Genomic DNA, 26,934 nt, shown 5'->3' with positions numbered 1-26,934 from the left:
CAGTCGATTCACATGGCCTTCAGATGGCTTGCCAGTCCCTTTCTACCAGGGCTGCATCGTCAATCCATATCGCGCGGAGGAAGGCACTCGAAATCATCCGCACCGACAGGCCGGCATTGGGGCGGGAAGCCGCGCGCCCTCCAGAGATCCACCAGACCTCCACGGCGAACCCAGGATTTCCATCGCGGATCCGCGAAAATTTCGCCGCTGAAAGTTTGCCAGAACGGATTGAAGGTCGCCCAATTGCTGGGCCGCTCGCCGGTATCTCCGACCGGGGTCCGGGAGAAATAATAGTCCGTATCGGATGCCAGCAAGGCATACACGGTGCGGATATAACCCCGGCTTTCCACGGCAAGTGGTTGCATGTCTGACAGGCTTTGCGCCGATGTGAAGCGTTCGATCAAATTCTCATCGCGCCCAACCGTGCCGCCATGGTTGAGCAAGGTGGTGAGCGCGGATTGGGTTTCGGCCATGTCACCGGCCCTCGCAAGGTTCCACATCAGGTTGGCATACGGGAAGCGTAAGTCAGGGTCGATGTCGATTGAGGCGCGGAATTGCGCGTCAGCTTCCTCGAACCGGCCCTGTATCGCGAGCACGTTTCCCAACGTGTTGCGGAAAATCGCCCCCTGCGGGTCCAGCGCGACCGCATGCTCGGAGAGCGCCAACGCTTCCGCTGCATACCCCACCTTTCCGAGTATCTGTGCGGCCGTGTCGAGGACGTCGGGATCATTGGGAGCCAGGGCCACGGCCCGGTCCAGCATGTCCAGCCCCTCGATCCAGTTCCAGTTCTCGGCCAGCGCCGATCCAAGAAAGGCATGGGCCTGCGCATCGGCCGGATTGATTGCAATCGCACGGCGCGCCGTCTCCACGGCCAGGGCATTCCATCTCACCCGAAGCTCGGGCGCAGGAGCGTTATTGCCATGACGGTAAAAGGGCATCACGCCATAAACACCAGACAACAGCGTCCAGCCGGGCCCGTATTCCGGGTCGCGCGCCAGCGTTTCGGTCAACATGGCAGCGGCGAGTTCGAGATTGGCCTGACCGCGCTCGCGAAAGAGTTGCCGGGCATGGAGGAAGGATTCGTAGGCGGCCAGATCAGAGGTGCGCGCCACGCTGATCGCACCCGTATCGAGCCCCAGCGAAGTGGCCAGCTCATCGGCAACCGCTCCGGCGATTTCGTCCTGGATATCGAAAATATCGGTCAATTCCCGGTCATAGGTTTCCGACCAGAGATGAAAGCCGTCCTCGGAACGGATCAGCTGCGCGGTGATCCGGATCCGGGTCCCGCTGCGGCGCACACTGCCCTCCAGAACATGGCTGACATTCAGCGCACTGCCGATCTCGCGCAAATCCTGGTCCTGACCGCGATAGGCAAAACTGGAGGTGCGGCCCGCCACCTGAAGGTCAGGAATACGAACGAGGACATTGAGGATTTCCTCTGAAATGCCGTCGGCGAAAAAGGCCTGATCGCCACTCTGGCTCATATCGGCAAAGGGAAGCACCGCGACCGATGATCCTTCGCCGGCCTCTGCCCGCGCAGCGAGCTCTGGACCGGTGGCCGCTTGCGGGCTCGCCATCTGCTGCCAGATGATGACGCCGACAAGCACGACCAGACCGGCGACGATAGCATAATCCAGCTTGCGCGCGGTTTGTGAGGCAATGCTGTCGTCTTCGGGCACGGCTATTGTCAGCTTCATGCCCTCGGGCGTCATCTCGAATGCCCAGGCCAGCAGCAGGGCAATGGGAAAGCCCACCGCCAATAAAACAATGAAGAATGTATCGGTCCAATCGGGAAGGCCCAGGGGGGCGGCGATCAGCGAGACGACCTGAATCAGGACCCAGCTCACCACCAGATAGGCGGCGGCCACGCGGAAGACGTTGCGGCGGCGCAGCTCCGATAAAAAAGAATTCATGTCTGATCGCCGCCCCCTGCAGAGCGTTTAGCACACGCCGCAGGGGAAAACGAGCATTTGATTTGAGGCGCTTACGCCGCCGCCAAAGCCGCAAGCCGGGCATAGAGGCCGTCGCCCTGTGCCGCGAGCTCGTCATGCGTGCCCTGTTCAACGATCCGGCCCCGGTCAAAGACCAGAATCCGGTCGGCATCGCGAATGGTCGACAGACGGTGCGCAATGACAATTGTCGTCTTGTCCTGCGTGGCACTTTCCAGCGCCGCCTGAACGTCCCGCTCCGTCTCGTTGTCGAGGCTGGACGTCGCCTCGTCGAAGATCAGGATCGGCGCATCCGACAGGATTGCCCGGGCAATCGCCACGCGCTGACGCTCACCACCCGACAGCTTCACGCCGCGTTCGCCCACCAGCGTGTCATAGCCTTGCGGCAGACGCTCGATGAAATCGTGCGCGTTGGCGCGGCGGGCGGCCGCCTTGACATCCACCCGCGAGGCATCGGGGCGCGCATAGGCGATATTCTCGGCAATCGTCCGGTGGAAGAGCGCCGGGTCCTGCGGCACCAGTGCCACAGCCTGACGCAAGCTGGCCTGCGTCACCGAACGGACATCCTGACCGTCAATCACCACGCCGCCCTCCTGCACATCATAAAGGCGCTGCAGGAGCTTCACGAAGGTCGACTTGCCCGATCCGGTCGGCCCGACCAATGCCACACGCTTGCCCGGCGCGATGCGCAGGGAGAAGCCGTCATACAGGCGGCGCTTCTGGTTCTCATAGGCAAAGCCAACCTCATCAAAGACGATCTCGCCCCGGCCCGGCGCAAAGTCCGGCGCGTCCGGCGCATCGGCGATCTGCACCGGCAATTGATCAAATCCGGCAATGTCCTGGATCTCGTCCAGACCGCGCTGCACATTCTGAACTTCCTCGCCAAAGCGGCGCATATAACCGGCCATCATCATGAAGGCGGTGATCGCGAAGACGACATCGCCCGGGCTGGCCCGATCCGCCATCCACATATTGATCAGAAGCCCCGTCAATCCGGCCTGCAGGCCGAGAATGGCGATGATCTGGATCAGCCAAGTATTCACGAAGCGCAGCCAGGTCTTCTTGACCTCGGCCCGCCAGCGCCAGGCGAGGGCCGAAAACCGGTCATCCTCGCGCGCCTCGGCGCCAAAGCTTTTCACCGTGGCAATGCCACCAATGGCATCGGCTACGGCGCCGCCCAGCTCGGAATCTATCGCATTCGACTTGATATTTTGCGGCCGGATATAGCTATTGGCCGCCCACACGGTCGCGGCGACAAACAGGGTTGTCACGCCGAGCGAGAATGCGCCCACCATCCACCACTGGGTCAGCATGTACACGCCCAGCCCGTACATAACGAAGATCGACGGAAACAGGCCAAACCACATGGTTGCGGTGATTGTGTCATAGGCCCACATGCCGCGCGTGACCTTGCGGACAACCGACCCCGCAAAGGTATTGGCGTGCCAGTCCAGCGAAAAGCGCTGCACCTTGGCAAAGGCTTCCGAGACCATATCGGCCATGTTCGCCGAGGAGAAACGCACCTCGAAACGTACGGCGATCTGGCGGAACAGATTCACCATCGCCGCGAGGCCGATAAAGGCTGCATAGGCGGACCAGTGCCCGCCCGTTCCGCTGTTGAGCGAATCGATCAGGGCCCCCGCCGCGATCGGGATGAAGACATCGGCGCAGGTGGCAATAATGGTGAAGACAACCAGCGCCGCGAAAAACCACGGACGGCGGGACCATTGCTTGAACAGGAAACCGATAACGGCAAGGCTGGAGAGAATGCGCGGGGCGCGGGAGACAGTCTGGGTCATTTCAGGATCGGGCATTCGCCGCCCGCCTCATGCTGAATTCAATTTTTAAAAGGGTGAAACGGATCGCGGGGAAACCGGTCTAGGGCGATGCGAGGGCATCGACACGTATCTGTCCGGCAAAAGGCGATCGATCAGCCGCCTCTAAAGTTGAATCTTGTGCATGGGTCTGAAACGCGCTCCAATAGCTGTCGGGGAAGAGGCTCTTACAACTGCAATTTCGTATGGGCCAGTAAAAGCTGCGCACCACATCGCCTTTAGAGCGAAAGCGCGGCATTGAGGCCACACTCCTGTGGCCGGGGGGCAATATGGCGGACCATTCAGGGCGTGTGCTGATCATCGCGGGATCCGATTCCGGCGGCGGTGCCGGCATTCAGGCGGATATCAAGACCGTCACGGCACTGGGCGGCTATGCCGCCACGGCCATCACCGCCATTACAGTTCAGAGCACGCTGGGGGTTTCCGGTGTGCACGCCATTCCGCTGGATATTGTCGAGGCCCAGGCCCGGACCGTGCTGGACGATATCGGCGCCGATGCCATCAAGAGCGGCATGCTGGGCACGCGCGAACTGGTCGAAGTTATCGCCAGACTGTTATCCGATTATCCGGACATTCCCCTGGTGCTCGATCCGGTTATGGTCGCGACGTCCGGCGATGCGCTCGTGGGTGAGGGCGTGGTCGAGGCCATCCGCGACCATCTTCTGCCGCGCGCTGCCCTGATTACGCCCAACGCGCCGGAAGCGGAAAAGCTCACCGGTTTGACGGTGTCCACCACACAGGAGCAGGCGGACGCGGGCCGGGCTCTGGTCGCTGGCGGAGCGGCGGCCGCGCTGGTGAAGGGCGGGCATCTGTCCGGTTCGGTCATTACCGATGTGCTGGTGACACCCGATACCACCATGATCTTCGAAAGCGAACGCATCGACACACGGCATACACACGGCACCGGGTGTACCCTGGCGTCTGCGATTGCAACGGGCCTTGCCAAAGGCCGCAGTCTGCCGGATTCCATAGAGGCGGGCGGCAGCTATCTGTCAGAAGCCATCCGCCGTGCGCCCGGCTTTGGTTCGGGCCACGGACCAGTTCATCACGCCTGGGTATTCGACCGCTAGAAAGTGCCCCGCCGTTAGACGCGGGCGGGTTTGACGGTCCGCCGCGCCAGCGCAATGCCGGCCAGTATGATGACAAGACCCAGATAGGCGTTCCAGCCAATGGCTTCGCCAAAGGCGAGACCGGTGAATAGCGCAACAATCGGCACCAGATAATTGACCAGCGACATGAAGCCCGCTCCGGCGCGCGCGATCAGACCGACATAGAGCACCGTTGCCAGCGCTGTGGGTCCAAGCGCCAGCCAGATCAGTGATCCCCAGCCGGAGATGGTCGCCGGAAGGTCATTGCTGGCGAGCTGCCAGATTCCGAATGGCGCGCCCCAGATCGACGAGCAGATCAGCGCGCCCGACGCCAGTATGGCGGGATGGGTCGGCGGTGCCCGGCGCGTCATGGTGGCATTCAGGGCATAGGAGAGGGCGGCACCGACGATGGCCAGTTGCGCGAGGAAGGTCGGACCGCCCAGACCGGCCAGAGCCGCCGGCCCGATCAGGATGACCGCCCCGGCAAAGCCGACGGCGAATCCTGCCAGCTTCCATCCGGTGAGTTTCTCATTGGCGAAAAAATGCGCCAACGCGACCGTGGACAGGGGCATGATCGCCAGAAGAATGCCCGCGAGGGCGGACGGCAATTGGGTCTGCCCCAGCGGGATCAGGAAGAAGGGCAGGGCGTTTCCGAAAAAGCCAAGGAAGACAAAAAACTTCCACCGGGGATCGGAAAGCTTCGGCAGGCGGTGACCGCTCGCATACGCAAAGGCCGTCACACAGACAGCCGCAATCGTCAGCCGCGTAAAGGACAGCGCTGCAGGCGGCAGGCTTTCCAGCGAGAATTCGATGAACAGGAAAGCCGTACCCCACATCCCGGCCAGAAACAGCAGAAGCGCCCAGTCCTGCCAGCGCGGGTGCTGGGGATCGCTCACGACAATTCGGCCTTCATGGCCGCCGCAAAGCGTTCGATATCCGGTCTGTCCGTATAGAGATGCGGCGTGACGCGCAGGCGATCCCCCCGCTGGGAGACCGACACGCCGCGCGCCATCAGACGCGCCGCGAGATCTTTCGGCGCATGATCCGGCAGGGCCAGGCACAGATAGTGCGCGCCGCGTTCCGGCGTATTACAATGGGCGCCAAGGGGCCGGACGGCGTCTTCAATCTCCATCGTGCGGCGCAGCAAGGCCTCGCGAAGTGAGTCCAGTCCCAGACCGTTCAGCCATTTGAGTGAATCGAGCGCTGCCGGTATGAGCTGAAAGCTGGACCGTTCGCCCATATCAAACCGGCGCGCGCCGTGCTGATAGGTGTCGGCATAATCCACCAGCCGGGCAAAATCCTCCGCGCCTTCGCGGACAATCCAGCCTTCTTCAAGCGGTAGCCCGGACTGGTATTCGGGCGCGATATAGGCATAGCCCAGCGTATAGGGACCGAGCAGCCATTTATATCCGGCGGCAATGGCAAAATCCGGCCGGATTGCTGCGAGATCAAACAGAGACGTTCCCAGCGACTGCGTCAGGTCGAGCACGAGCTTCCCGCCGCCGTCGCGCAGCTTTTCAGAGACGCGCGCCAGATCCACCCGCCCGCCATCCGCCCAGTGAACTTCCGGCAGGGCGGCAATCGCGGTTTGCGGCCCGATGGCATCCAGCACAGCTTCGGTCCAGCTCTGATTGGCAGAGCGAGACACGGTTTTGACCTCAGCGCCCGCCTGCGCCGCCTTCTCGCGCCAGATATAGACATTTGACGGAAACTGCTCCGCCAGTGTCAGAATGTGCTGCCCCGCCTGAAGCGGCAGGTTGCTGGCCGCCAGGGCGAGGCCATAACTCGCTGCGGGGATAAGGGCGATGTCATCCGCCGTCGCGCCAAACAGTTTTGCCGCCTCTGCGCGTAAGGCTTCCGGCTGATCGAAGAACTGATCCTGTATGCCCATTTCCCACGGTCGCTGGCGCCGGTCATAGGCGGTCTGACCGGCGGCTGCCGCAGACCGGGGCATCGGACCCATATAGGCGCAATTGAGATAAGCCAGATCACGCGGCAGATCGAAGAGCGGGCGGTAGTCGGAATTCATCATGCGCGAGCATCTGGACCGGCGCGCCCATCGCGTCAAATCAAGAAAGCCGGAGGTCTGAAACACATTGCGAATTGACCGTGTGTATGTGGCGGGGCTAGTCCGGAGAAAACGCCGGGACCCGTCATGACTGAATATTCCAAGCCGCACCTACGCCCTTTTGATCCGCGCTTTTCCTGCGGGCCGACGAAGAAGCATCCCGGCTGGTCAGCCGATCAGCTCGCCAATGGCATGCTGGGGCGCAGCCACCGCGCCAATGGCCCCCGCAAGCGCATCGTCGAAGCCTATGAGCGCACGGCGGCCTTGCTGGAATGCCCGGCTGACTACAAGGTCTCGATGGTGGCCGGTTCCGATACCGGGGCCATGGAAGCCGCCATGTGGTCGCTCCTCGGGCCGCGCGGCGTGGACGTCTTTGCCTGGGATATCTTCGGCGGACGATGGACCAAGGATGCGCGCGACGAGCTGAAGCTGGACGATTTGCGGCTTTTCGAAGCCAGGGGCGGCCAGACGCCGGACTTCAGTCAGGCAGATCCGTCCCGCGATACCATCTTCACCTGGAACGCCACAGCGTCGGGCGCGCGGATCCCGAATGCCGACTGGATTTCCGAAAGCCGCGAAGGGCTGACCATTGTCGATGCCACCTCGGCGGCCTTTGCCATGAAGCTCGACTGGTCGAAGATCGATGTCCTGACCTATTCCTGGCAGAAATCCCTCGGCGGCGAAGCCCAGCACGGCATGATCATTCTCGGCCCGCGCGCCATCGAGCGTCTGGCCGGGCACACGCCGGCCTGGCCGGTGCCGCGCATTCTCCAGCTGCACAATGCCGAACGGACGGGCGTTCTGGAAGAAATTTTCGACGGCAAGACGGTGAACACGCCCTCGCTTCTCTGTTTCGAGGATTATCTCCTGTCGCTGAAATGGGCGGCCCGCGAAGGCGGTTTGTCCGCATTGATCGCGCGGGTGGAGAAGAATTTCGCCGCGCTGACCGCATGGGTGGACCGCACGGACTGGATCGACTGGCTTTGCGAAGACGAAGCCACGCGCTCGCCGGTCTCGGTGACGCTGAAATTTGCCGAAGCGGATATCGCCGCTCTGGATCAGGAAATGCAATGGCAGCTGACGCGGAAAATGGTGGCGCTGCTGGAGCGCGAGAATGCCGCGCTGGACATCAATCCGCATCCGTCCGCGCCGGCCGGTTTGCGCATCTGGTGCGGCCCGACCGTGGATGCCGATGACGTTGCGGCGCTCGGCCCGTGGCTCGACTGGGCCTATGCCGAGGCGCGCGCCGAAATCTAGCTTTGCCTGAGGCGCAACGCGTTCTAGACTGAGGATCAGCGCCGGACTGGCGACATCAAGCAGGGGATAGGGTCATGAAATCATGTGTTCTGGCGGCTATGGGCGCCGTAATCTTGTCGGCGCCGGTTCTGGCGGCAGATCATGAGTGGGAATTCCGCCTCGGCGTCACCGCCCACGACCTGTCCGATCACGTCGAGGATGGTCCCAATATCACCGTGGGGCTCGTTGGCCCGCAGATCGAGGCTTTCAGCCTCATCTGGACGCCGCGCCCCTATGTCTACGGCTCCTTCAACACGAATGAGCTGACCAATTTCGGCGGGGCCGGGCTGGAATGGGATTTCAACATCACCGAGCGCCTGTCTTTCCAGCCGGCGTTCGGCCTGTCCTATAATGACGGCGTGCGCGACATTGACCGCAACGCGCCGCCGAATGATCCCAACCGCATTCGTCTGGCCACCACACGCTCGCTGATGGGCGAGCACATTCTTTTCCACACGACATTTGGCCTGAATTATGAATTGTCTGACCAGATCACCGTCGCCGCCTATTATGAGCATATTTCGCATGGCCAGATTCTCGGCAGCGGCCGCAATCAGGCGCTCGACAATGCCGGCATCCGTTTTGGTTATCGCTGGGGCCAGCGCTAGGCCGCAGGCGTCACTTTGTCAGCCCGAATGCAAGAGCGCCGCTGATCCGGGGGTGGATCAGCGGCGCAACGCATTCCGGGAGGACAGACAAAGGGACCGGGAGTCCTACTCCCCGGAATGCGTGTTCGGATCGTCTTCCTGACGGACATAGCGGCCCGTAAACCAGACATCCCAACTTTCGGTTTCAGCATTATACTGTGTGAAATGCTGTGTCACGCTTCCATCGTCATTTGGCGTCCATAGGCCACGAAATGGCGCGCGATTGCCATTCTGGTGATAGAATATTTCACCTTCAAGGAACATGGCGCCATCCGCGTTCAATCCGCCGGTGTAATCGATATATGCGCCCGCGCTCATCCAGACCTGGCGCCAGGCGTCCTGCAGCGGATCATAATAATTCATCGAAAAACCCGAAGAGCCGCTGGCGCCCGACCAGTGTTCCTCGATCAGGCAGCCGCCTTGCGTCTTCCGGATGGAATTGGTGCCGCCGAGACGGCCATCGGGCCCGTACACATTCCACTCACCCACCCAGAAATCGAAATCGGTTCGGTTGTCCATGGCATCACATCCGGGTGGCGGGGTCTGGGCGGTAGCGGCCGCGGGATAAAGGGCCAGAAGGCTGGCCAGTATTATCAGCTTGCGTAACATGATCTCCCCTTCCGTAAAGCAGGCTTCCAGAACGAAGACTAGGCTGATAGACCGCGCTTGGCGTCTCACATTACCGTGAGACAATTCGACATATGTGGAGAAATGTGAATGGCCAATGTGACCGTCGTCGGCGCGCAATGGGGAGATGAAGGCAAGGGCAAGATTGTCGACTGGCTCTCGCATCGCGCGGATGTCGTGGCCCGTTTCCAGGGCGGCCATAATGCCGGGCACACACTGGTGGTCGGCGAGGCCGTTTACAAGCTCTCGCTTTTCCCGTCCGGCGTTGTGCGCGGCAAACTCTCTGTCATCGGCAATGGCGTGGTCGTTGATCCCTGGGCCTTCCGCGACGAGAAGAAGCGGCTGGAAGATCAGGGTGTAAACATCACTCCGGATCTCGTCAGGATTTCCGAAACCGCCAGCCTGATTCTCCCCGTCCACCGCGAGCTCGATGCGCTGCGCGAAAATCGCGATGACGGCATGGCGATTGGCACAACCCGCCGCGGCATTGGCCCGGCCTATGAAGACAAGGTCGGCCGCCGCTCCATCCGGGTCTGCGATCTGGCCGATCCCGCCTCCTTGCCGGCCAAGGTGAAAGACCTGCTGCACCATCATAATGCGATCCGCCGAGGCCTCGGCCAGAGCGAATTTGACGCTGCCGAACTGGTGAGCGCGCTGGAAGAGATTGCGCCTGTGATCCTGCCGCACATGGCGCCGGTCTGGCGCGATCTCGATCAGGCAATCCGCGAGGACAAGAAAATCCTGTTTGAAGGGGCTCAGGGCGCCATGCTGGATGTGGACCACGGCACCTATCCCTATGTGACATCCTCCAACACGGTCGCCGGACAGGCTTCCGCCGGCACCGGCGTCGGACCGAAGAGCGCGGGGTATGGGCTTGGCATCGTCAAGGCCTACACAACGCGTGTCGGCGAGGGGCCATTCCCTACCGAGCTGAAGGACGCGATCGGCCAGAAGCTGGGCGAGAAGGGTCATGAATTCGGTGTCGTCACGGGCCGCCAGCGCCGCTGTGGCTGGTTCGATGCCGTGCTCGTGCGTCAGGCGGTAACCGTTGGCGGACTGGACGGTGTGGTCCTCACCAAGCTGGACGTGCTGGATGGCTTTGATGAATTGAAAATCTGCATCGCCTATGAAATTGACGGCGAACGCTATGATCGCCTGCCGCCAGAGCGCGGTCTACAGGCCCGCGCCAAGCCGGTCTACGAGACCATCGAAGGTTGGTCGGACTCCACTTTCGGCGCCCGCGAATGGGGCCAGCTTCCCGCCGCTGCCGTGAAATATGTCCGCCGCGTCGAGGAGCTGATCGGCGTGCCGGTCGCCATGCTCTCGACCAGCCCGGAGCGCGAGGATGTGATCCTCGTGACTGACCCCTTCCGGGGTTAGTCCAGTCCTGCGGCAATCTCCTGAATGGCTTTCCAGCCCGCCTCGACATGGCGTGGCTCGGTATAGATCTGGCCGGTCACCATGCGCAGCACAATCCGGCCATTTGCCGTGGTCTTGGTCACATAGAGCCGGCCGCTATCATTGATCGCCCGGACCAGACGATTATTGAGATCATCCAGCGCGGCATCTTCCAGTCCGCCGGGATTGTAGCGGAAGATCGTCAAGGCAAATCGGCGCGGTGCCATGATCTCGAAGCCCGGCGTTGCGGCAATTTCCGCCTCCAGCCATTTCGCCATGTCGATATGCTTGCGCACCATCGCCCGCAGACCATCCGCGCCATAACTGCGGATGACGAACCACAGCTTCAACGCTCGGAAACGCCTGGCCAGCGCCACGCTCCAGTCGCGATATTCCGGCATCTGCTCGCCATCCGGTGATTCCAGATAGGCGGGCGAGATGGCCAGCGCGTCCACCAGCTCGGCCGGATGGCGCATGTAGAAGGCGGAGCAATCGAAATTCGTGAACAGCCATTTGTGCGGATTGAAGACATAGGAATCGGCGAGCTCGATCCCGTCCATCCAGTGGCGCTCTTCCGGCAGGATCATCGCCGCGCCCGCCCAGGCTCCGTCAATGTGGAAGAAGACGTTCTCGCGCTGGCAAATCTCGCCAATGGCGCGGATCGGGTCCACCGAACCCAGTCCCGTCGCCCCGAGGCAGGCTACCACGCAGGCAGGTTCCAGACCGGCGGCGCGATCCGCCTTGATCACGGCCTCGAGCTCCGCCGGTTGCAGGGCATAATCGGGTCCCGGTGTCATCTTGCGCACATTGTCCGACCCGATGCCGCAAATCCGGGCCGCCTTTTCGACCGATGAGTGGGCCTCTGCCGAGGCATAGACGATGAGCGGACGGGCGCCGGACAGGCCGCCATGCGCGGCCTGACGTTTTGTCGCGCGCTCCCGCCCGGCGATCAGGGCGCAGAGATTGGACGCGGAACCGGAATCCTGGATCGTGCCGACAAATGTCTCGGGCAGGCCCGACATGTCCCGCAGCCATTCCATCATCCGGGTTTCCAGCTCATTGGCCGCCGGCGTGGTCTCCCACAACATGCATTGCGCGCCGAGCGTGGCGGTGAGCATCTCCGCAAGAACCGATGGCGGGCTGGAATTGGCATTGAAATAGGCAAAGAAGCTGGGGTGCTGCCAGTGGGTGACGCCGGGCATGATGAGGGATTCGAAATCCGAGAAGATGGCATCCATGGATTCGGAATGCGCCGGTGCGGTTTCCGGCAATTGTTTCAACAGATCACCCGGGCGGACTTGGGAACGGACCGGACGGTCTTCGACCGTTTCCAGATAATCGGTCATCCAGTCGGAAAAGCGGTGTGCCTGAGCGCGGAAGTCGTCGAAATTCATGGAGGTTGACCTGATCCCGGATGATTTTGGCGGAAAGTGCGGCATATCGGCGAAACGGGCAATCGCGATGGCGATCTTGTGAAGTGTGAAACGTCAATTCTGTCGGTAATTTAATCATCCGGCAGCGGCCCTGTCGGCATCACTTTGATGAAAGTGAGGGCAAATGACCCATCGCCGCGCCAAAACCCTGTTGTCGGACCCGGATCTGACGCTCCGTCTCAGCTGGTACGAGCCGGGAGAGGCCATGTCCGCCCATGCCCATGAGCATGAGCAGATTTCCGTGTTGCTGGCGGGCGGATTCCGGGAAATGTCAGATGCGCGGACGGCCGACATTGCCACCGCCCATATCGGTTTCAAGGCATCGGGTCTTGATCATGCCAATCACTATGGTCCGGCCGGGGCCCTGATCCTTTCGGTGAATTTCGAATCGGAAAGACGTGAGACAGACCGGGCCTGGAACTGGCGTCCGGCCGAAACGGACGAAGTGAGGTTGACCCGGCAGATTGTGGGTGAGGCACTGACTGCCGCCGAATTGCGCAATGCGGCCACCGACCTGATTGCAGCGGCGGCAGCGGCTGACTCGCCTGCCGGTCCGCCACCGGTCTGGGCGCGCCAGCTCCGTGATCAGCTGCGGACAAATGAGTGCATTGACCTCGACCGGGCGGCAGCCGGATTTGGAATCCATCGCGGACATTTGTCCCGGGGGTTCCGCAAATGGTTCGGCGCACCGCCCAGCCTCTATGGGCTGCGCTGCCGGATGAGCCATGCGGTTCAGGAATTGGCCCGGGGAGAATCCGCCGCTCAGGCCGCTGCGGCAGCAGGATTTTCCGATCAGAGCCATATGACCCGCATCATCAAGCGCGAAACCGGGCTAACCCCGCAACGATTGAGCCGGATTCTGGCCGCTTGAGGTGAAATCCGTTCAATACGGCCGTTTCAGAAGGGTGAAGGATGACGGCATCATCAGTCATTCGGAGGCTCGTCCCGTGAAACATCGCTTTCTATTCGCCTGCGCCGCAGCCATGGCGCTGGCGCCATCCGCCCTCGCTCAGGACCTGTCATCCGCAACCGAACGGATGAATGCCTATCTCGATCAGTTCTCCGATGTCGTCGGACCGGGTTTTGCCGTCGTCGTCGTGACGGAAGACGATGTGCTGATCAATCGCGTCGAAGGGCTAAGGAATGCGGCAAGTGGTGCGCCACTGACCGGCGACACGCCGATCTATATCGCGTCCCAGACCAAGGCCTATATGGGCCTCGTCGCCGCGGCGCTGGATGAACGCGGAATTCTGCCTCTCGACACGCCGATTGACACCTGGTTGCCGGGGGCCGAATGGCCGGACAATCTGAATGCGGCCGAGTTTACGCTGCGGGATTTGCTCAGCCATCAGGTGCCGTTCGAGAATGGCACCATCACCTTCCTGGAAGCCTATGTCATGCGCGTTGATCCGGCGGATTATGCCGATCTGATCAGCCAGTATTCCGAACCGCGCGAGGCCGGATTCCAGTATGACAATCTCGGCTATAACGTCTATGCGGCCATCCTCGAGAACGCCACGGGCCGGTCCTGGCAGGACTGGCTGGACGAGGTCCTCTTCGATCCGATGGGCATGGACCACACCTCGGCGCGCACCTCTGATTTCGCGCTGGATGAATTGTCATGGAGCCATATCTGGCAGGGCGAGGAGCTCGGCTGGGCGGAGATCACACCCAAGACAGACGGGATGATGCAATCGGCAGGCGGTCTGGTGACGTCGCCGGACGACATGATCACCTGGCTGCAACTGCAATTGCGCGGTGAAGCGCCCGAGGCAGGCATCACCGGCAGCATGGTGACGACGGCCCAGACCTCCTATGTCGAGACTGGCATGGAAGATGGCCGCAATGCCTATGAGATGGCGTGTTCGGGCTATTCTCTGGGCTGGAATATCTGCGAATTTCAGGGCTTTGAAGTCCATATCCATGGCGGCGGCTATACCGGCGCGCGCACCATGATGGCGTTCTCGCCGGATGCCGGTTTCGGCATTGCGGCTTTCGGCAATTCCGACAACATGACCGGCTGGTGGACCCAGACCGCCGTGCGCATGTTCCTGCAATTCCTGGCCGATGACGGGAATGCGGAACAGATGGTGGAATTGCGCCGCAACTTCTATCAGGAGCGCACGGCGCGCCTGCTGGACTTCCGCCAGAATGCCATCGCCGAACGCAATGCAGAAGAATACTGGGAAGGCTGGAACTGGGCCCCGGACGGTGACGAGCTTGCGCGCTATGCCGGCGAATATGTCTCCGCCAGCATCCCGGCCCCGGCCATGATCAGCGTCGATGGCGACGGACTGGTCTTTGCGCTGGGCGATTACGTCAATCAGCTTCGCCCCGCCCGTCCGGATCTGTTCGGTGGAACGGGTGAGGACCCGTTTGACGGCGCGGACCGGTTCGATTTCCAGCGCGATGAGGCCGGAGGCATCGTCTCCTTTACCTGGAATGACGAGACCTTCATCCGGCAGTAAACCGGACGCCCGCCGCGTGCTAGACTGCGCCGCGTCGCTTATAGGGAGAGACGCGGTGCAGGCTTTACGCTCGGCTATCGAGCCATTTGACGGGCGCTCGATCACCCTGTTGGGCGAAGCTGAAAAGCGTTTCGGCGAAGACCCGGCCTATATCGATGCGCTGATTGATCTGCTGGCGGATGACGCTGCGATGATCCCCTCCGGCGCCAGCTGGCTTCTCAAGTCGGCACTGGAAAGAGGCGAGACGCTGACCCCGCCGCAAAGCACACGGCTGGCCAGGGCAGCGGTCCGGCTGAGCGAATGGTCGGCCAGTCTCCACATTCTGCAAAGCCTGTCGCACTGGCAGGTGATGGATGAGGACGCTGACGCCCTGGCGGGCTGGGCCGGGCAGTGCATGAAATCGCCACGCCCCTTCGTGCGGGCATGGGCAATGGACGCGCTCTGCCGGATCGCCGGGCAATTCGCCCGCTTTTCAGACCGGGCAAAGGCAGCCCATGCCGCCGGTCTCGATGATAAAGCGGCCTCGGTACGCGCGCGGGCGCGCCGGATTACCCCGCCGGAATAGCGGTGTAGGCGCGTGCCTTGCGCCGCAATCGGTATTTCCACGCCAGCGCCGGCTTTTCGAACGCCACGCGCATCAGCCAGCCACCGATTGTGGCCGTGGGCACCATGACAGCAAACAGGAAAGCGGCACCCGCGCCCGGAAACAATGCCAGCGTCATCTGGCCGATGGGCCAGTGCAGGATATAGACGCCGTAGGATATATCCTCGACTTCGCGAATGGCTTTACCGGCCTTGCCGGGGATCATCAGATAGCCCGCCCACAGCGTGGCATAGGCCATGGCGATCTGGCCGGAGATCATCGAGGCGGGGGTCTCGCGCAGTAGGAAGGCGGCGGCGATCAGCATGACCGCCCAGCCGGGGGCGAGCGGGATATGGTCGCGCCATGCATACAGCACCGCACCCGTCAGGAAGGCCCCGCCAAAGCGGGCACCATAAAATAGCGTGTCATCGCCAATGCCGGCATAGGGCCAGGCCATCTCCACATCCGACAAGAGCGCGGCGCCGGCAAACAGGGCCAGGACGCCCCATTTATTCCGAAACAGGCCGATCGCGGCCATGATCCCGGCCCCCAGATAGGCCAGAAGCTCGAACCGGATCGTCCACAACGGGCCGTTCATTTCGGTCAGGGGATGGGTGGCAAACACACCCGGAAGGCTGGCTTGCGGATCGCCTTGTCCGACGATCAGGAAGGGAAAGAGCAGGGTCTGGCTCTGGCTCCAGTATTCCGTCAGCGGCAAGGCGGTAAACAGCGGCCCCACGGCCAGCCAGAGGATCAGCATCGCGGCGATCAGGCCGGGGAAAATCCGGAACATCCGCGCCAGGGCGAATTGGGTCAGATCGCGCGAGCGCATCAGGCTGGCGGCGATCATATAGCCGGACAGGATGAAGAAGCCGTCGAGTGCAAACTGCACCGAATTATCAACGAAGACAGCGAACTCGCCATATATCGGCAGGCCGATGGGCAGCATGATGGCATGGCCCGCCAGCACCAGGAAGGCGAAAGCCGTCCGGATGGCGGTGAAGTTATTGGCACGGTCTTCAAGCCGTCCGTGCCTGCCTGCAAACAGAAAACCGGTCCAGTTTGAAACGCCCATCTCGCGCCTCCGCTCCAACCAGACTTTAACCGCAAGAAACGGGCCACGCCCTTGCTCCCGTCGAACGTCTCTGCGAGGGTGAGGGCTTCCAGGGGGTGCCCAGGCGATTCTGCGCGGGCTGAGACTTTACCCTTAACAACCGGATCCGGATCATGCCGGCGGCGGGATGGAGTAGAGACGCGATGACGCGTGAGGAATTCGACGAGTATTGCGGGTCGCTGGCCCACACCACCCATGTGGTGCAATGGGGCAATGCCTCGGTCTGGAAGATCGGCGGCAAGGTCTTCACCGTCGGCGGCTGGAATGAGGATGAGGCCGCGTTCTGCGTCTCGTTCAAGACCTCGGCCACTTCCTTTGAAATCCTGTCCGAACAACCCGGCTGCCGCCCCGCGCCCTATCTCGCCTCGCGCGGGATGAAATGGATCCAGCGCACGGGTGAGGAGACCCTCTCGGATGATGATCTGAAAGATTATCTCGCCGAGAGCTATCGCATCGTTGGCACGGGTCTCACCAAGAAGCTGCAACGCGAATTGGGGCTGCTGGCATGAGCGAGGCTGAAACCGTCATCCGGAATGTGATGGTCAAAGACGAGGAATTGCTCTGGTCTGGCCAACCCGATTGGGCAAATTCTCCCCGACCCACCAAGGCAAAGGATCGTCTGAAAGCGTTTGGCATGTGCGCAGCCGCAGGCACCGCGACAGTATTGCTGGCCACGTGGGGGCTGTCTTCGCCGATTGAAGGTTTTTTGGCGATACTGCTGGGAATAGGCGTTGTCATGTCTGCGATTATTCTGCTGGCCTCGTTCATCACCATGGTGAACCCCGGGACACCTGCCTTGGACGAGGAATACTACGGGCTGACAGATCGCCGCCTCATCTGCATCAGCCGGTCGAACTGGCGCAGAACCAGCATAATGAGAGGCTTCGTCGCTGGGGTAGACTGCGTCGCCGTTGGTAAGAGATATGACGTCTATGTTGTTCTAGCGCCGGACTTCGAAGGTGACGACGACTTGGTGACTTATCCGGTCGCGATTCTGCTGCGCGCAATCCCCGACGGCCCGGAGGTCGAGAAGCTTCTGTTGGAGACATTAATGCCCGTTGATGCCGACGGCCTGTTTTTCCCGAATACGCCAAAAGAGGAGCGATTGCAGTGAAACGCCAAGCCCTAACAATTGCGGGTATTTTTATCCTCGCCGCTTGCAGCCCGGCGATCGAACCGGAGGCCGCAAGTGAAAACCTGCTCGACGAGGTGCGGGCCGATTCAGAAGCGCTGACCCCCGCCGCCCTGCACGCGACTTTGTTGGCCAACGCCGACACGATCATCCCCTCCGACTGGACGACGGGAGAGCCGGCGCCGGACACCGCGCTGGTCTACTGGTATGTGCCCGAATTGCGCGAGGGCATCACCGCCGATTCCGACTGCACGCCGCAGGACGAGCCCGCCAGCTATGACTGCACGCTCACCCTGACCGCGCCCAATCCCGAAGCCGACGAGGAGGAGCGCCGCGATGTCACGGCCATGTACCGGCTCCAGGTGCGCGTGAATGACGATAACAGCCTCACCCTGCTCAGCCCCAATGTCCGCTGGGCGGTGCAGGGCTGATGGCAGGCGAACTGGATCAAAGACCATGAGTGATCTCGCGGACCCGGAATTGCGGCAAGTCTTCGAATCGGATTTGCGAGAAGACGAAAAACTGCTCTGGGCAGGCCGTCCCAAACCGGGATCCATCGACAGCCGGTTTCTGTTCCACACCCTGTTCATCGCCTTTTGGCTGGTGGGGGCTCTTGTTCCCGGCGGCGTGAGAGGGCCTTCGCTCGGAACAGAAGGCCTGTACACTTTGCCGCTGCCATACCTGATTTTTCCGTTGATCATGATGGCCTTGGCGCTCGCCCTTTTTGCTCACTTTTTTGCTGTTTTGACTACGCCATCGCGCCAGCTCTATGCCGTCACCAACCAACGGATCATTGTTTGCAGCGGGCGGTCCAAACGCCGCTTCAATTCGAAGATGAAAGGGCGGATATCTGCCATCCTTCGCAGCGGCGACGCCGGGACCGGAACGTTGAAGTTCCGTCAGGGACCGGATTTCGGATGGGTCGCCATCCTTGCGACGATGAATGCCCCGATGGACAAATTCCACAATATCGAGCGCCCGGTCGAGGTCGAAGCGCTGATCCACGAAAACCTGTTTGATTAGGACTCCCAATGAACAAGCCCACCAGCCAGAACGCCTTCGAGACGCCGAAAGTCACCACCGGGCCGTTGCCGGGTTCATCGCGGGTCTATTCACATCCGAAGGCCGCGCCGCACCTGTCCGTGCCGCACCGCGAGATCGAGCTGCACCCGACCGCGATGGAGCCGCCGGTCCGCGTCTATGACACGTCCGGACCCTATTCAGACCCGGACGCGACCATCGACGTCGAGGCGGGCCTGCCGCGCTGGCGCACCGAGCGCATCATGGCGCGCGGCGGGGTTGAGGCGCATGAGGGCCGCGAGCCCACCCCGCTGGATAATGGCGGGGCCACCGGCAAATATCTCGCCCGCGCCTTTCCGGTCCGGCACAAGCCGCTGAAAGCCACGGGCTCTGCCCCGGTCACCCAGTTCGAATTCGCCCGCGCCGGCATCATCACCGACGAGATGATCTACGCCGCCGAGCGCGAAAATCTCGGCCGCACACACGCTCTGCCCGATGCCGCGAAAAACCTCGCCGATGGCGAGAGCTTTGGCGCGTCCGTGCCGGAATTTGTCACGCCGGAATTTGTCCGCGACGAGATCGCCCTTGGCCGCGCCATCATTCCCGCCAACATCAACCACCCGGAGCTGGAGCCGATGGTGATCGGCCGCAATTTCCTGGTGAAGATCAACGCCAATATCGGCAATTCCGCCGTCGCCTCCTCGGTCGAGGAAGAGGTGGACAAGATGGTCTGGGCCATCCGCTGGGGCGGGGACACGGTGATGGATCTCTCCACCGGCAAGAACATCCACAACACCCGCGAATGGATATTGCGCAACAGCCCTGTGCCCATCGGCACCGTGCCGATCTATCAGGCGCTGGAAAAAGTCGGCGGCGTCGCCGAGGACCTGACCTTTGACATTTTCGCCGACACGCTGATCGAACAGGCCGAGCAGGGGGTGGACTATTTCACCATCCACGCCGGGGTGCGCCTCGCCTATGTGCCGCTGACGGCGGACCGGGTGACGGGCATTGTCTCGCGCGGCGGGTCCATCATGGCGAAATGGTGCCTGGCCCACCACAAGGAGAGCTTCCTGTATGAGCGCTTTGACGAGATTTGCGACATCATGCGCGCCTATGATGTCTCCTTCTCGCTGGGGGACGGCCTGCGCCCCGGCTCGACAGCGGATGCGAACGACCGCGCCCAGTTTGCCGAGCTGGAGACGCTGGGCGAGCTGACGAAAGTCGCCTGGGATCATGGCTGTCAGGTGATGATCGAAGGCCCGGGCCATGTTCCCATGCACAAGATCAAGGCCAATATGGACAAGCAGCTTGAAACCTGTGGCGAGGCGCCGTTTTACACGCTCGGCCCGCTCACCACCGATATCGCGCCGGGCTATGACCACATCACGTCTGGGATCGGCGCGGCGATGATCGGCTGGTTCGGCTGCGCCATGCTTTGCTATGTGACGCCGAAAGAGCATCTGGGCCTGCCCGACCGCGATGATGTGAAGGTCGGCGTGGTCACCTACAAGATTGCCGCCCATGCGTCTGATCTGGCCAAGGGGCATCCGGCGGCGCGCCTGCGCGATGATGCCCTGTCACGCGCCCGCTTCGAATTCCGCTGGGAAGACCAGTTCAACCTGTCGCTCGACCCCGACACCGCCCGCGATTTCCACGATCAGACCCTGCCTAAGGAAGCGCACAAGGTCGCCCATTTCTGCTCCATGTGCGGGCCGAAATTCTGCTCGATGAAGATCACCCAGGAAATCCGCGACGAATTCGGCAGCGCCAGGGCGCCGAATGACGTCGATGCTTCCACCCCACCTCATCCTGAGGTGCGAGCGAATGCGAGCCTCGAAGGATCGGACATCACGCCAACCGACATCGAACAGGGCATGGCGGAAAAGGCGCGCGAATTCACCGAGAAGGGCGGCGAGATTTATCTGAGTGAGGACAAGGGCGACTAACCCAAACCCTCCCGTTATCCCGGACGGGCGATAGCCCGATCCGGGACCCATGCCAGACCATCGACGCTACGGAATGGGTTCCGGGTTCGCACCTGCGGCGCGCCCCGGAATGACGATCTTGACCAATTGGCACAACTTTCCCCTCCCCCTTTGTGGGGGGGGGTGGGGTGGGGGGGAATCCAGCTCCATCACAAAAAAAAATAGAATTCCGGGTCCCTCGGGCTGGCCTGCCCTCGCGAAAGCGGGGGGCAAGAGGGTCCATCTTTTCGTGATTGATGGATGCCCGGGTCAAGTCCGGGCACCCCGGTTTTTCGAATCGATTGCGTTGTTCGAAGAGCTAAATGGAAATCAACCCCTCACCCTCCAAACCGGATCGTTGATCCGTTTTCTCCCCCTCTCCCCTATAAGAGAGGAGAGGGGACGCAGCGTCACCGCCGCGCCGATTGCAAACTTCCATCAACGTCATGCCCCGGCCGCGCTGGCGCGGGTCCGGGGCATCTCCTGAAGATTGAGATCACCCGGATAAACCGGGTGATGACGGTCTGATTGAAACGCTACGCCGCCCGCACCCTTTCCCCCATCACGCCATTGGCCCTTATCGCGCGCTGGCATTCGAAACTGCCCGCGCGGAAGGCGCGGCAGGCTTCCGGGCGGTTTTCATAGACGCCGCAGAGCGCCTGTCCGCTGTCCAGCGTCAGATGCGTGCAATGCCCGCAGGAAAAATCGACAAAGGTCCGTCCGCCCTCTTCGAACAGCGAATCCGGGGGCAAAGCGCGCCCGGCATCGTCGGGCAATAGAACAAGATAGCGCGGATTGCGGCTGAAGCAGCACGCCCCGCAAGTGACGCAATCATACGCCGCACTGGACATGGGAATAGACATCCACCGCGCGGATGCGGCCGCCCGCATCGGCCCGCGGCAGCGGGCAGATAGGGCGTCTTCAGCGGTCCGGCAAGAGGGATTTCCGGGCCGATGAACAGCCCGGAAGGGCGCACGTCTATTTGCGGTTTTTCATATGCTCCAGCCCGCCGACCTGACCCGTTTTCTGGGAAGGTTCGGAGGCATTGTGCTTCTTCTTGATATTCTTTTCCGCTTTCGGCTTTTTCGCCTCGCGGCCCTGCTTTTGTTGGCCTTTGGCCATGGGATGAACCCTTCAGGAAGGCCAAGCGCCTTCCGCTGTGCGCCGGCCCGTTGCCGATGCGGATGTCAATCTATCACGTGTCGCATGCGCCGTATCCGGAAATTATCCGCTAGGGCGGGGCGGGCGTTAGACTCTGCGCGTTTCGCCCGGCCGCGCCCCGGCTGCAAAACGAAGGAGGAGTTGTAGTAGTAGTAGGAGACAAAAACCCTCCTACAGAAAATTTCGCCGCCCGGGACTGTCCGAAACCCTCGCATTCCGGAATCCGCCCGCTAGATCAGAATTGAAGCCGAACTCAGGAAACGCTCATGATTATCGTTCATCACCTCGCAAATTCCCGCTCCCAACGCGTGCTCTGGCTGCTCGAGGAACTGGGCCTGCCCTATGAGGTGAAACGCTATGAGCGCGACCCCAAAACGATGGCAGGATCGCCGGATCTCTATAAAATCCATCCCCTGGGAAAATCTCCGGTCATCGAGGAAGATGGAATCATCGTCGCCGAAACCGGTGCCATCCTGGAATATATCCGCGACGCCCATGGCCTCGGCGATCTGGCGGTCGAGCCCGGCAGCCCGCAGGCCCGCGCCGTGACCTACTGGCTGCATTATGCCGAAGGCTCGGCGATGAACCCGCTCCTCCTGAAGCTGATCTTTACCCGCCTGCCACTGGGCGCGAATGCGCTCCTGCGGCCTCTGGTGAAAGGTGTCGCCGACAAGGCGCTGAAAACCTTCGTCGATCCGCGCGTCGCCCAGCACGTCGCCTATTGGGAGGGTGAAGTGTCTAAGACCGGATGGTTTGCCGGAGACAAGATGACCCTCGCCGACATCATGATGAGCTTTCCGCTGGAAGGCGTGGCCGCCCGCGCGGGCGTTGAAAACACTCCGGCCATCGGCGATTTCCTGAAGCGCATTCACGCGCGCCCGGCCTATCAGGCGGCGCTGTCAAAGGGCGGCCCCTACGATTACGCCTGAGCCGCCGGCCGCAGGAAGGCCCAGAAATTGTCATTGGTCGGCAGATTGGTCAGCTTCGGAAACTCCACGGTAAAACCGGCCGATTCCGCCATCTCCCGAAGCGAATCCGGGGTGAAGTAATTGACGTGATCCGGCAGGCGGATACCGCACCAGTTCCGCTTCATCACCGCCGCATTCCAGGAGGCAAAATTCGGCACTTTCACCACCGCCACACCGGTCGGTTTCAACACACGGTGCAAAGCCCTCAGCACGGGCAGGGGCTCGGCTTCGTACTCCAGATAGGAATTCAGCATCGCCCCGTCGAACGTATCCGCTTCAAACTTGCCCAGACCGCCCGCCGAAGGAGCGTGCTGGCAAGCCCCGCCCCGCTCCGCAAAGGCCGCATGGGCTTGCTCGGCCAGCGTGCGGGAAATCTCGACGCCAAACGGCGTGTAATCGTCCGGCAGAGCGAGGCCCTGTTTGCCACTGCCGCAGCCAATATCAACGACCTTTCCGCCCGGCACCAGGGCCTCAAGGAAAGTCCGCGTTTCCGGCCGCGGAAATAGATGAAGCCGCCAGCGGGTTTTCTGATCCAGCCATTGCACCAGGGGCTGGGCCGACTTGCGCCGCTTCGCCTCGATGAGGATGGCCTTGTCCCAAGAATAATAATCCGACAGATCCGAATAGGATGCGGCCGCAGTCAGATACGCAAAACCGCAAGGCGAACACGCCCCGATCGTCCACGGGCTGCGGCCCAGTCCGAGATCACGTGGCGCATCAGCACCACAACTCGGACAGGCCCGGTCAACCGGCCTGAGCTCAATTGTCACGACTTCCCCTTCCCCGACCGGAAGCCTAGCCCGCCGCGAATACTCTGACCAGTGCGCAGCCCCTCTCTCGACATCCGGGAACGCAAATCGTTTTATGGTCTGAGGTAAACAGACTTCCGGGAGACGAGATGTATCGTTTATGGCTTGCAGCTCTGTGTTTGTTGGTTCTGGCCGCGCCAGTGCGCGCTTTCGATGGCGAAACAAACCCGTTTAACGAAGCCGCAGATGCGCGTGCAGACGTCGATGCCGCCCTGGCGAGAGCCGTCGACAATGCGACTCGCATAATCCTGGTATTCGGCGCGGACTGGTGTCATGACAGCCATGGTCTGGTGGATCATTTTTCCCAAGCCGACATGCAGCAAATCCTCTCCGAGAATTATGAGGTTGTTCACATCGACGTTGGGTGGCGCCATCGCAATCTCGATATTGCGCGGGAATTCGGCGTGCCAACGATTTACGGCACCCCCACCGTACTGATCATTGATCCTGATCTCGGGCTAGTGAACCGGGGCACAATGCATAGCTGGCATACCGCATTTTCGCGTGATCATCAGGACGTCGTGAATTACTTCCGGCGCTTTGCATACTCGGTCCCGGGCGGCGGCGTTGTAGAGAACTCGCAAACCTATGCGGCATTGGTCGGGCAGATCGAAGACTGGGAAAACCGGGAGGGCGCCCGGCTGTCGAATGCCTATGTAATGCTTCAGGAATGGCGGGCCACACTGGATGACGAGTTTGCCCTCGCCGGTAATGACGAGGAAGCAACCCGTATCGTCGAACTCTACCACTCAGTTGAAAATAATATTGATCGGCACAGAGGTAGAATGCGAGAGGACCGCAATGCACTCTACTCAGAGGCTCGCGAGCGCGTCCGCGATGCCCTGTTCGAGCTCGGTTCGGACCTGACGCCACAGCTTGCGGCGGAACTCGACGCCAATTCGCCCGATATCGCGCTCGATTTCCCCGATTACGGCGCCGTGCTGTTTCCCTGGGAGGATGACGGATGGGCGCTCTGACCCGCTGGGGAGTCACACTTGTGCTCGCTGTTCTGACCGGCATTGGCTCGGCGGTCTGGCTGGGCGGCTGGACACCCCTGAATCCACCCGGTCTGTTTCGCTCGATCAATATCAACAACTGGACCAGCGATCCGGCGATCGGCTCTCCGGCCGCAGACCCTTATACGCGGGCCTATGTGGCGCGCCGCGGCCTGCTGGGTTTGCGCCGCGAGGAGGCAACCTATTACCTGCGCGCAGTTGACGACGAGGGGCAGCCGCTTCTCGATCACTGCGCCTATGTGATCGAGGGCGAAGTTCCGGATGCGCGCTGGTGGTCGGTCACTCTGTATGCCGATGACTACTTTCTGGCGCAGAACGAGGACGATGCGCATTCGATCGACATGACGCGGGCCGTAATCGACTCGGACGGGATGTGGCGCGCTGTCATTCAATCGACAGACCCTGCCGACGGTTCTTTCTGGATTTCAAGCCGGAATGCCGGTCGCTTTGACCTGATTTATCGGCTCTATAATGCCAGCGAGGCCATACTCGAAACGCCCGGGAATGCGCTCGTAACGCCCCGTATCATTCGGCTGGGTTGCCAGGGGGAGATGGCGTCGTGATCCGCCACCTGCTTGCCTTTGTGCTGTTGGCCGCGAGCGTGCATGCAGCAACGCTCTGGTATTTGCCCCGCCTCGCCATGAACACCGCCATGTCGCGGTTGGAGACCGTCGGAGCGACGCCAAACACGATCGTGCATGTCCCGCCAACCGATGAAACTAGCCGCCGGGTTGTCCGGCCTTCGCCTGATTTGCTCTATTCTGTTTGCCTGTTGAATCTGTCCGATGGGCCGGTGCAAATCAGGGCGGCCGATTGGGGCGGCTACATGTCCCTGTCATTATTCTCTGGCAATACTGACAATGTGGCGGCGGTCAACGAGACGCAGACCGACGGTGACATCATCCTCTCCGTTAGCGATGGCGCGGGTGCCGATATTGACCTTGGGAGCCCTCGCGGTATCGCCATTATTCGCCGGCTGGTCACAAATGGAGATGCTCTGGCGCGCGCCGATAGCATCCGGCGCCAGGATGATAGTTGTGAAGCCATGGAGCCCACATGACACACATTCCCTACGCAGAAATGCACGCCTTTTCCGACGGTACGGCTCCGTTCACCGGAAATCCTGCGGGGGTCTGCCTGCTGGAGGCATTTCCTGCGGATGACGTCATGCTTGGTATCGCGGCGTCCAATAATCTGTCTGAAACCGCTTTTCTGGTTGATCAGGGGGATGATCATTGGGATTTGCGCTGGTTTACGCCTACCGTCGAAGTGGCGCTATGTGGGCATGCCACCATTGCTTCTGGCGCCTATCTTTTCGAAAAATCAATGGTGACCGGAAACAAGGCCATTTTCGCGACCAAGTCGGGTGAATTGACGGTTGCGCGGGTATCGGCGGATCGCTTTGCGATGGACCTCCCGGCCGTGCCATATTCGCCGGCAAACCCCGATCCGATCGTTATCGAAGCGTTGGGGGTCGGTGAGCCGATAGAGACGGTCAATGTAAATCGCGTTCATGGTGCCGACTATCAGATGATGGTCTTTGCCGACGAAGCGATCGTGGCCAATATGAAGCCGGATCAAAGTCTTCTCAAAAGCGCATTCACCAATGTCATTGTGACGGCACGCGGCCAGAGTGTGGATTTTGTATCCCGCTTTTTTGCGCCGGCCTCGGGTGTCGCCGAAGACCCGGTCACAGGATCAGCACATTGCACTCTGGCGCCATTCTGGAGCGAAAAGCTGGGACGCCCCAGACTGTCAGCCCGTCAAATCGGACCGCGGCCTGGGGCGTTGGAGGTCGAGCCGGTTGGAGATCGCGTCATACTAACGGGACGCGCCAACTGCTATCTCGAAGGAGAGATAAGGCTCTAATAGTTGTGACGGCGGGGGCGCGGACCGTAGCCGTAACCGCTACCACGATGCGGACGATTATAGTGGCCACCACCTCGATTGTTCACAACGATCTGGATCGGCACGTATCGGCCATTCCGGGCGATGCGATAGAACTGATTATAGCCGTTGGTATAGACGATGCCCGGCGTGCCGCGGCGTCCGCCGGATCCGCGCTGGATGCCGTTGCGCCGTTCATACCGGTCAGCGACATATGTCCAGGACCGTGGGGGGCAATCGATTACGCGCATGTCACGTCGGTCTTCGCGGCGATCAAATCGGCCTTCATTATAGCGCGCATCGCGCCGGTCTTCGCGCAGGTCCGGACACGAACGGGCATCCAGATGCCAGACGCCCGCATTCGCGGCCGGCGCAGCGAACGCTGCCAATGAAAGAAATCCCGCAGCGGAAAGAATTTTTGCAAAGCTTTTCATCATCAAGCCTCCAAATGCGACGTCCCTGACGCTG

At 61.4% G+C, this 26,934-nt stretch carries 28 protein-coding genes and 1 riboswitch; of the genes, 17 read left to right on the top strand and 11 right to left on the bottom strand.

The window, feature by feature from the left end:
- Positions 1–59: 59 nt before the first annotated feature.
- Positions 60–1,913 carry a hypothetical protein gene (locus tag P0D52_RS11405; protein WP_394692778.1) on the bottom strand — a complete coding sequence of 618 codons (1,854 nt, stop codon included), beginning with the start codon at positions 1,911–1,913 and terminating at the stop codon, positions 60–62.
- Between the two features lie 71 nt (positions 1,914–1,984).
- On the bottom strand, positions 1,985–3,763 hold the full coding sequence (locus P0D52_RS11400) for an ABC transporter ATP-binding protein (protein WP_394692777.1): 1,779 nt from the start codon (positions 3,761–3,763) through the stop codon (positions 1,985–1,987).
- Between the two features lie 290 nt (positions 3,764–4,053).
- On the opposite strand from P0D52_RS11400, the gene thiD reads away from it, so the two are divergent.
- Positions 4,054–4,854, top strand: a complete 801-nt coding sequence (gene thiD / locus P0D52_RS11395) for a bifunctional hydroxymethylpyrimidine kinase/phosphomethylpyrimidine kinase (RefSeq protein WP_394692776.1) — start codon at positions 4,054–4,056, stop codon at positions 4,852–4,854.
- 14 nt (positions 4,855–4,868) lie between these two features.
- On the opposite strand, the gene P0D52_RS11390 is transcribed toward thiD, so the two are convergent.
- Together P0D52_RS11390 and P0D52_RS11385 are read right to left on the bottom strand one after the other, a co-directional pair.
- On the bottom strand, positions 4,869–5,768 hold the full coding sequence (locus P0D52_RS11390; protein ID WP_394692775.1) for a DMT family transporter: 900 nt from the start codon (positions 5,766–5,768) through the stop codon (positions 4,869–4,871).
- Entirely contained in the window at positions 5,765–6,904 is a 1,140-nt protein-coding gene (locus P0D52_RS11385) for an aminotransferase class V-fold PLP-dependent enzyme (protein WP_394692774.1), read from the bottom strand. The genes P0D52_RS11390 and P0D52_RS11385 overlap by 4 nt, the downstream gene beginning before the upstream one ends.
- Before the next feature lie 123 nt (positions 6,905–7,027).
- Here P0D52_RS11385 and P0D52_RS11380 point away from each other — a divergent pair, with 123 nt between their 5' ends.
- Both P0D52_RS11380 and P0D52_RS11375 read left to right on the top strand, forming a co-directional pair.
- A complete protein-coding gene (locus P0D52_RS11380) occupies positions 7,028–8,197 on the top strand; it encodes a phosphoserine transaminase (protein WP_394692773.1) in 1,170 nt (389 codons plus the stop codon).
- 74 nt (positions 8,198–8,271) lie between these two features.
- Complete coding sequence (locus tag P0D52_RS11375) at positions 8,272–8,844, top strand: acyloxyacyl hydrolase (RefSeq protein WP_394692772.1); 573 nt, start codon at positions 8,272–8,274, stop codon at positions 8,842–8,844.
- 105 nt (positions 8,845–8,949) lie between these two features.
- Here the strand turns inward: P0D52_RS11375 and P0D52_RS11370 are convergent, their stop codons facing one another.
- A complete protein-coding gene (locus P0D52_RS11370; protein WP_394692771.1) occupies positions 8,950–9,492 on the bottom strand; it encodes a hypothetical protein in 543 nt (180 codons plus the stop codon).
- 108 nt (positions 9,493–9,600) lie between these two features.
- Between P0D52_RS11370 and P0D52_RS11365 the strand changes: the two genes are divergently transcribed.
- Positions 9,601–10,890: an adenylosuccinate synthase gene (locus P0D52_RS11365; RefSeq protein ID WP_394692770.1), complete on the top strand. Its 1,290-nt coding sequence runs from the start codon at positions 9,601–9,603 to the stop codon at positions 10,888–10,890.
- On the opposite strand, the gene P0D52_RS11360 is transcribed toward P0D52_RS11365, so the two are convergent.
- A complete protein-coding gene (locus tag P0D52_RS11360; RefSeq protein ID WP_394692769.1) occupies positions 10,887–12,302 on the bottom strand; it encodes a pyridoxal phosphate-dependent decarboxylase family protein in 1,416 nt (471 codons plus the stop codon). The genes P0D52_RS11365 and P0D52_RS11360 overlap by 4 nt on opposite strands.
- A gap of 163 nt (positions 12,303–12,465) precedes the next feature.
- On the opposite strand from P0D52_RS11360, the gene P0D52_RS11355 reads away from it, so the two are divergent.
- From P0D52_RS11355 to P0D52_RS11345, 3 genes are all read left to right on the top strand, one after another.
- On the top strand, positions 12,466–13,212 hold the full coding sequence (locus tag P0D52_RS11355) for a helix-turn-helix domain-containing protein (RefSeq protein WP_394692768.1): 747 nt from the start codon (positions 12,466–12,468) through the stop codon (positions 13,210–13,212).
- A 76-nt stretch (positions 13,213–13,288) separates the two neighbouring features.
- Positions 13,289–14,809, top strand: a complete 1,521-nt coding sequence (locus tag P0D52_RS11350; RefSeq protein ID WP_394692767.1) for a serine hydrolase domain-containing protein — start codon at positions 13,289–13,291, stop codon at positions 14,807–14,809.
- Between the two features lie 55 nt (positions 14,810–14,864).
- Positions 14,865–15,374: a hypothetical protein gene (locus P0D52_RS11345; protein ID WP_394692766.1), complete on the top strand. Its 510-nt coding sequence runs from the start codon at positions 14,865–14,867 to the stop codon at positions 15,372–15,374.
- Here P0D52_RS11345 and P0D52_RS11340 read toward each other — a convergent pair.
- Positions 15,358–16,467, bottom strand: a complete 1,110-nt coding sequence (locus P0D52_RS11340) for an acyltransferase family protein (RefSeq protein ID WP_394692765.1) — start codon at positions 16,465–16,467, stop codon at positions 15,358–15,360. The two genes, P0D52_RS11345 and P0D52_RS11340, sit on opposite strands and share 17 nt — an antisense overlap.
- A gap of 81 nt (positions 16,468–16,548) precedes the next feature.
- Positions 16,549–16,651: riboswitch (TPP riboswitch) on the top strand.
- Between P0D52_RS11340 and P0D52_RS11335 the strand changes: the two genes are divergently transcribed.
- The 5 genes from P0D52_RS11335 (at position 16,650) to thiC (ending at position 20,607) form a co-directional block, all read left to right on the top strand.
- On the top strand, positions 16,650–17,015 hold the full coding sequence (locus P0D52_RS11335; RefSeq protein ID WP_394692764.1) for an MmcQ/YjbR family DNA-binding protein: 366 nt from the start codon (positions 16,650–16,652) through the stop codon (positions 17,013–17,015). (Overlaps the previous riboswitch by 2 nt.)
- Positions 17,012–17,620, top strand: a complete 609-nt coding sequence (locus P0D52_RS11330) for a hypothetical protein (protein ID WP_394692763.1) — start codon at positions 17,012–17,014, stop codon at positions 17,618–17,620. Before P0D52_RS11335 ends, P0D52_RS11330 begins: the two co-directional genes overlap by 4 nt.
- Complete coding sequence (locus P0D52_RS11325; RefSeq protein WP_394692762.1) at positions 17,617–18,069, top strand: hypothetical protein; 453 nt, start codon at positions 17,617–17,619, stop codon at positions 18,067–18,069. Before P0D52_RS11330 ends, P0D52_RS11325 begins: the two co-directional genes overlap by 4 nt.
- Before the next feature lie 25 nt (positions 18,070–18,094).
- Complete coding sequence (locus P0D52_RS11320; RefSeq protein WP_394692761.1) at positions 18,095–18,661, top strand: hypothetical protein; 567 nt, start codon at positions 18,095–18,097, stop codon at positions 18,659–18,661.
- An 8-nt stretch (positions 18,662–18,669) separates the two neighbouring features.
- A complete protein-coding gene (gene thiC / locus P0D52_RS11315; protein WP_394692760.1) occupies positions 18,670–20,607 on the top strand; it encodes a phosphomethylpyrimidine synthase ThiC in 1,938 nt (645 codons plus the stop codon).
- Between the two features lie 554 nt (positions 20,608–21,161).
- On the opposite strand, the gene P0D52_RS11310 is transcribed toward thiC, so the two are convergent.
- Positions 21,162–21,476 (bottom strand): YkgJ family cysteine cluster protein, encoded by a 315-nt coding sequence (locus P0D52_RS11310; protein WP_394692759.1) that lies wholly within the window; start codon positions 21,474–21,476, stop codon positions 21,162–21,164.
- A 127-nt stretch (positions 21,477–21,603) separates the two neighbouring features.
- Positions 21,604–21,747 (bottom strand): hypothetical protein, encoded by a 144-nt coding sequence (locus P0D52_RS11305; RefSeq protein WP_170108313.1) that lies wholly within the window; start codon positions 21,745–21,747, stop codon positions 21,604–21,606.
- A 305-nt stretch (positions 21,748–22,052) separates the two neighbouring features.
- Here P0D52_RS11305 and P0D52_RS11300 point away from each other — a divergent pair, with 305 nt between their 5' ends.
- Positions 22,053–22,715 carry a glutathione S-transferase family protein gene (locus tag P0D52_RS11300; protein ID WP_394692758.1) on the top strand — a complete coding sequence of 221 codons (663 nt, stop codon included), beginning with the start codon at positions 22,053–22,055 and terminating at the stop codon, positions 22,713–22,715.
- On the opposite strand, the gene P0D52_RS11295 is transcribed toward P0D52_RS11300, so the two are convergent.
- Positions 22,706–23,524 (bottom strand): class I SAM-dependent methyltransferase, encoded by an 819-nt coding sequence (locus P0D52_RS11295; RefSeq protein WP_394692757.1) that lies wholly within the window; start codon positions 23,522–23,524, stop codon positions 22,706–22,708. The two genes, P0D52_RS11300 and P0D52_RS11295, sit on opposite strands and share 10 nt — an antisense overlap.
- Positions 23,525–23,652: 128 nt before the next feature.
- Between P0D52_RS11295 and P0D52_RS11290 the strand changes: the two genes are divergently transcribed.
- Genes P0D52_RS11290 through P0D52_RS11275 form a run of 4 tightly spaced genes read left to right on the top strand, consistent with a single transcriptional unit; the run spans position 23,653 to position 26,448 of the window.
- The gene (locus P0D52_RS11290) at positions 23,653–24,540 is read left to right on the top strand and encodes a thioredoxin family protein (RefSeq protein WP_394692756.1); all 888 of its coding nucleotides are present in this window, start codon (positions 23,653–23,655) and stop codon (positions 24,538–24,540) included.
- A complete protein-coding gene (locus P0D52_RS11285) occupies positions 24,528–25,142 on the top strand; it encodes a DUF1214 domain-containing protein (RefSeq protein WP_394692755.1) in 615 nt (204 codons plus the stop codon). Before P0D52_RS11290 ends, P0D52_RS11285 begins: the two co-directional genes overlap by 13 nt.
- Complete coding sequence (locus P0D52_RS11280) at positions 25,139–25,639, top strand: DUF1254 domain-containing protein (protein WP_394692754.1); 501 nt, start codon at positions 25,139–25,141, stop codon at positions 25,637–25,639. The genes P0D52_RS11285 and P0D52_RS11280 overlap by 4 nt, the downstream gene beginning before the upstream one ends.
- Positions 25,636–26,448 carry a PhzF family phenazine biosynthesis protein gene (locus tag P0D52_RS11275; protein WP_394692753.1) on the top strand — a complete coding sequence of 271 codons (813 nt, stop codon included), beginning with the start codon at positions 25,636–25,638 and terminating at the stop codon, positions 26,446–26,448. Before P0D52_RS11280 ends, P0D52_RS11275 begins: the two co-directional genes overlap by 4 nt.
- On the opposite strand, the gene P0D52_RS11270 is transcribed toward P0D52_RS11275, so the two are convergent.
- Entirely contained in the window at positions 26,445–26,903 is a 459-nt protein-coding gene (locus tag P0D52_RS11270) for a hypothetical protein (protein WP_394692752.1), read from the bottom strand. The genes P0D52_RS11275 and P0D52_RS11270 overlap by 4 nt on opposite strands.
- Positions 26,904–26,934: the final 31 nt, after the last annotated feature.

It is taken from the genome of Hyphobacterium sp., from assembly GCF_043584775.1.
In the GTDB taxonomy this organism is placed as follows: Bacteria; Pseudomonadota; Alphaproteobacteria; order Caulobacterales; family Maricaulaceae; genus Hyphobacterium.
The sequence above is the reverse complement of the archived record's forward strand: the minus strand, read 5'-3'. Positions and strand labels throughout refer to the sequence as shown.

Coding starts and splice junctions, on each gene's coding strand:
- P0D52_RS11405 (WP_394692778.1), bottom strand. CDS start 1,913: ATGAATTCTTTTTTATCGGAGCTGCGCCGCCGCAACGTCTTCCGCGTG.
- P0D52_RS11400 (WP_394692777.1), bottom strand. CDS start 3,763: ATGCCCGATCCTGAAATGACCCAGACTGTCTCCCGCGCCCCGCGCATT.
- thiD (WP_394692776.1), top strand. CDS start 4,054: ATGGCGGACCATTCAGGGCGTGTGCTGATCATCGCGGGATCCGATTCC.
- P0D52_RS11385 (WP_394692774.1), bottom strand. CDS start 6,904: ATGATGAATTCCGACTACCGCCCGCTCTTCGATCTGCCGCGTGATCTG.
- P0D52_RS11380 (WP_394692773.1), top strand. CDS start 7,028: ATGACTGAATATTCCAAGCCGCACCTACGCCCTTTTGATCCGCGCTTT.
- P0D52_RS11375 (WP_394692772.1), top strand. CDS start 8,272: ATGAAATCATGTGTTCTGGCGGCTATGGGCGCCGTAATCTTGTCGGCG.
- P0D52_RS11370 (WP_394692771.1), bottom strand. CDS start 9,492: ATGTTACGCAAGCTGATAATACTGGCCAGCCTTCTGGCCCTTTATCCC.
- P0D52_RS11365 (WP_394692770.1), top strand. CDS start 9,601: ATGGCCAATGTGACCGTCGTCGGCGCGCAATGGGGAGATGAAGGCAAG.
- P0D52_RS11360 (WP_394692769.1), bottom strand. CDS start 12,302: ATGAATTTCGACGACTTCCGCGCTCAGGCACACCGCTTTTCCGACTGG.
- P0D52_RS11355 (WP_394692768.1), top strand. CDS start 12,466: ATGACCCATCGCCGCGCCAAAACCCTGTTGTCGGACCCGGATCTGACG.
- P0D52_RS11340 (WP_394692765.1), bottom strand. CDS start 16,467: ATGGGCGTTTCAAACTGGACCGGTTTTCTGTTTGCAGGCAGGCACGGA.
- P0D52_RS11335 (WP_394692764.1), top strand. CDS start 16,650: ATGACGCGTGAGGAATTCGACGAGTATTGCGGGTCGCTGGCCCACACC.
- P0D52_RS11330 (WP_394692763.1), top strand. CDS start 17,012: ATGAGCGAGGCTGAAACCGTCATCCGGAATGTGATGGTCAAAGACGAG.
- P0D52_RS11320 (WP_394692761.1), top strand. CDS start 18,095: ATGAGTGATCTCGCGGACCCGGAATTGCGGCAAGTCTTCGAATCGGAT.
- thiC (WP_394692760.1), top strand. CDS start 18,670: ATGAACAAGCCCACCAGCCAGAACGCCTTCGAGACGCCGAAAGTCACC.
- P0D52_RS11310 (WP_394692759.1), bottom strand. CDS start 21,476: ATGTCCAGTGCGGCGTATGATTGCGTCACTTGCGGGGCGTGCTGCTTC.
- P0D52_RS11305 (WP_170108313.1), bottom strand. CDS start 21,747: ATGGCCAAAGGCCAACAAAAGCAGGGCCGCGAGGCGAAAAAGCCGAAA.
- P0D52_RS11300 (WP_394692758.1), top strand. CDS start 22,053: ATGATTATCGTTCATCACCTCGCAAATTCCCGCTCCCAACGCGTGCTC.
- P0D52_RS11290 (WP_394692756.1), top strand. CDS start 23,653: ATGTATCGTTTATGGCTTGCAGCTCTGTGTTTGTTGGTTCTGGCCGCG.
- P0D52_RS11285 (WP_394692755.1), top strand. CDS start 24,528: ATGGGCGCTCTGACCCGCTGGGGAGTCACACTTGTGCTCGCTGTTCTG.
- P0D52_RS11275 (WP_394692753.1), top strand. CDS start 25,636: ATGACACACATTCCCTACGCAGAAATGCACGCCTTTTCCGACGGTACG.
- P0D52_RS11270 (WP_394692752.1), bottom strand. CDS start 26,903: ATGATGAAAAGCTTTGCAAAAATTCTTTCCGCTGCGGGATTTCTTTCA.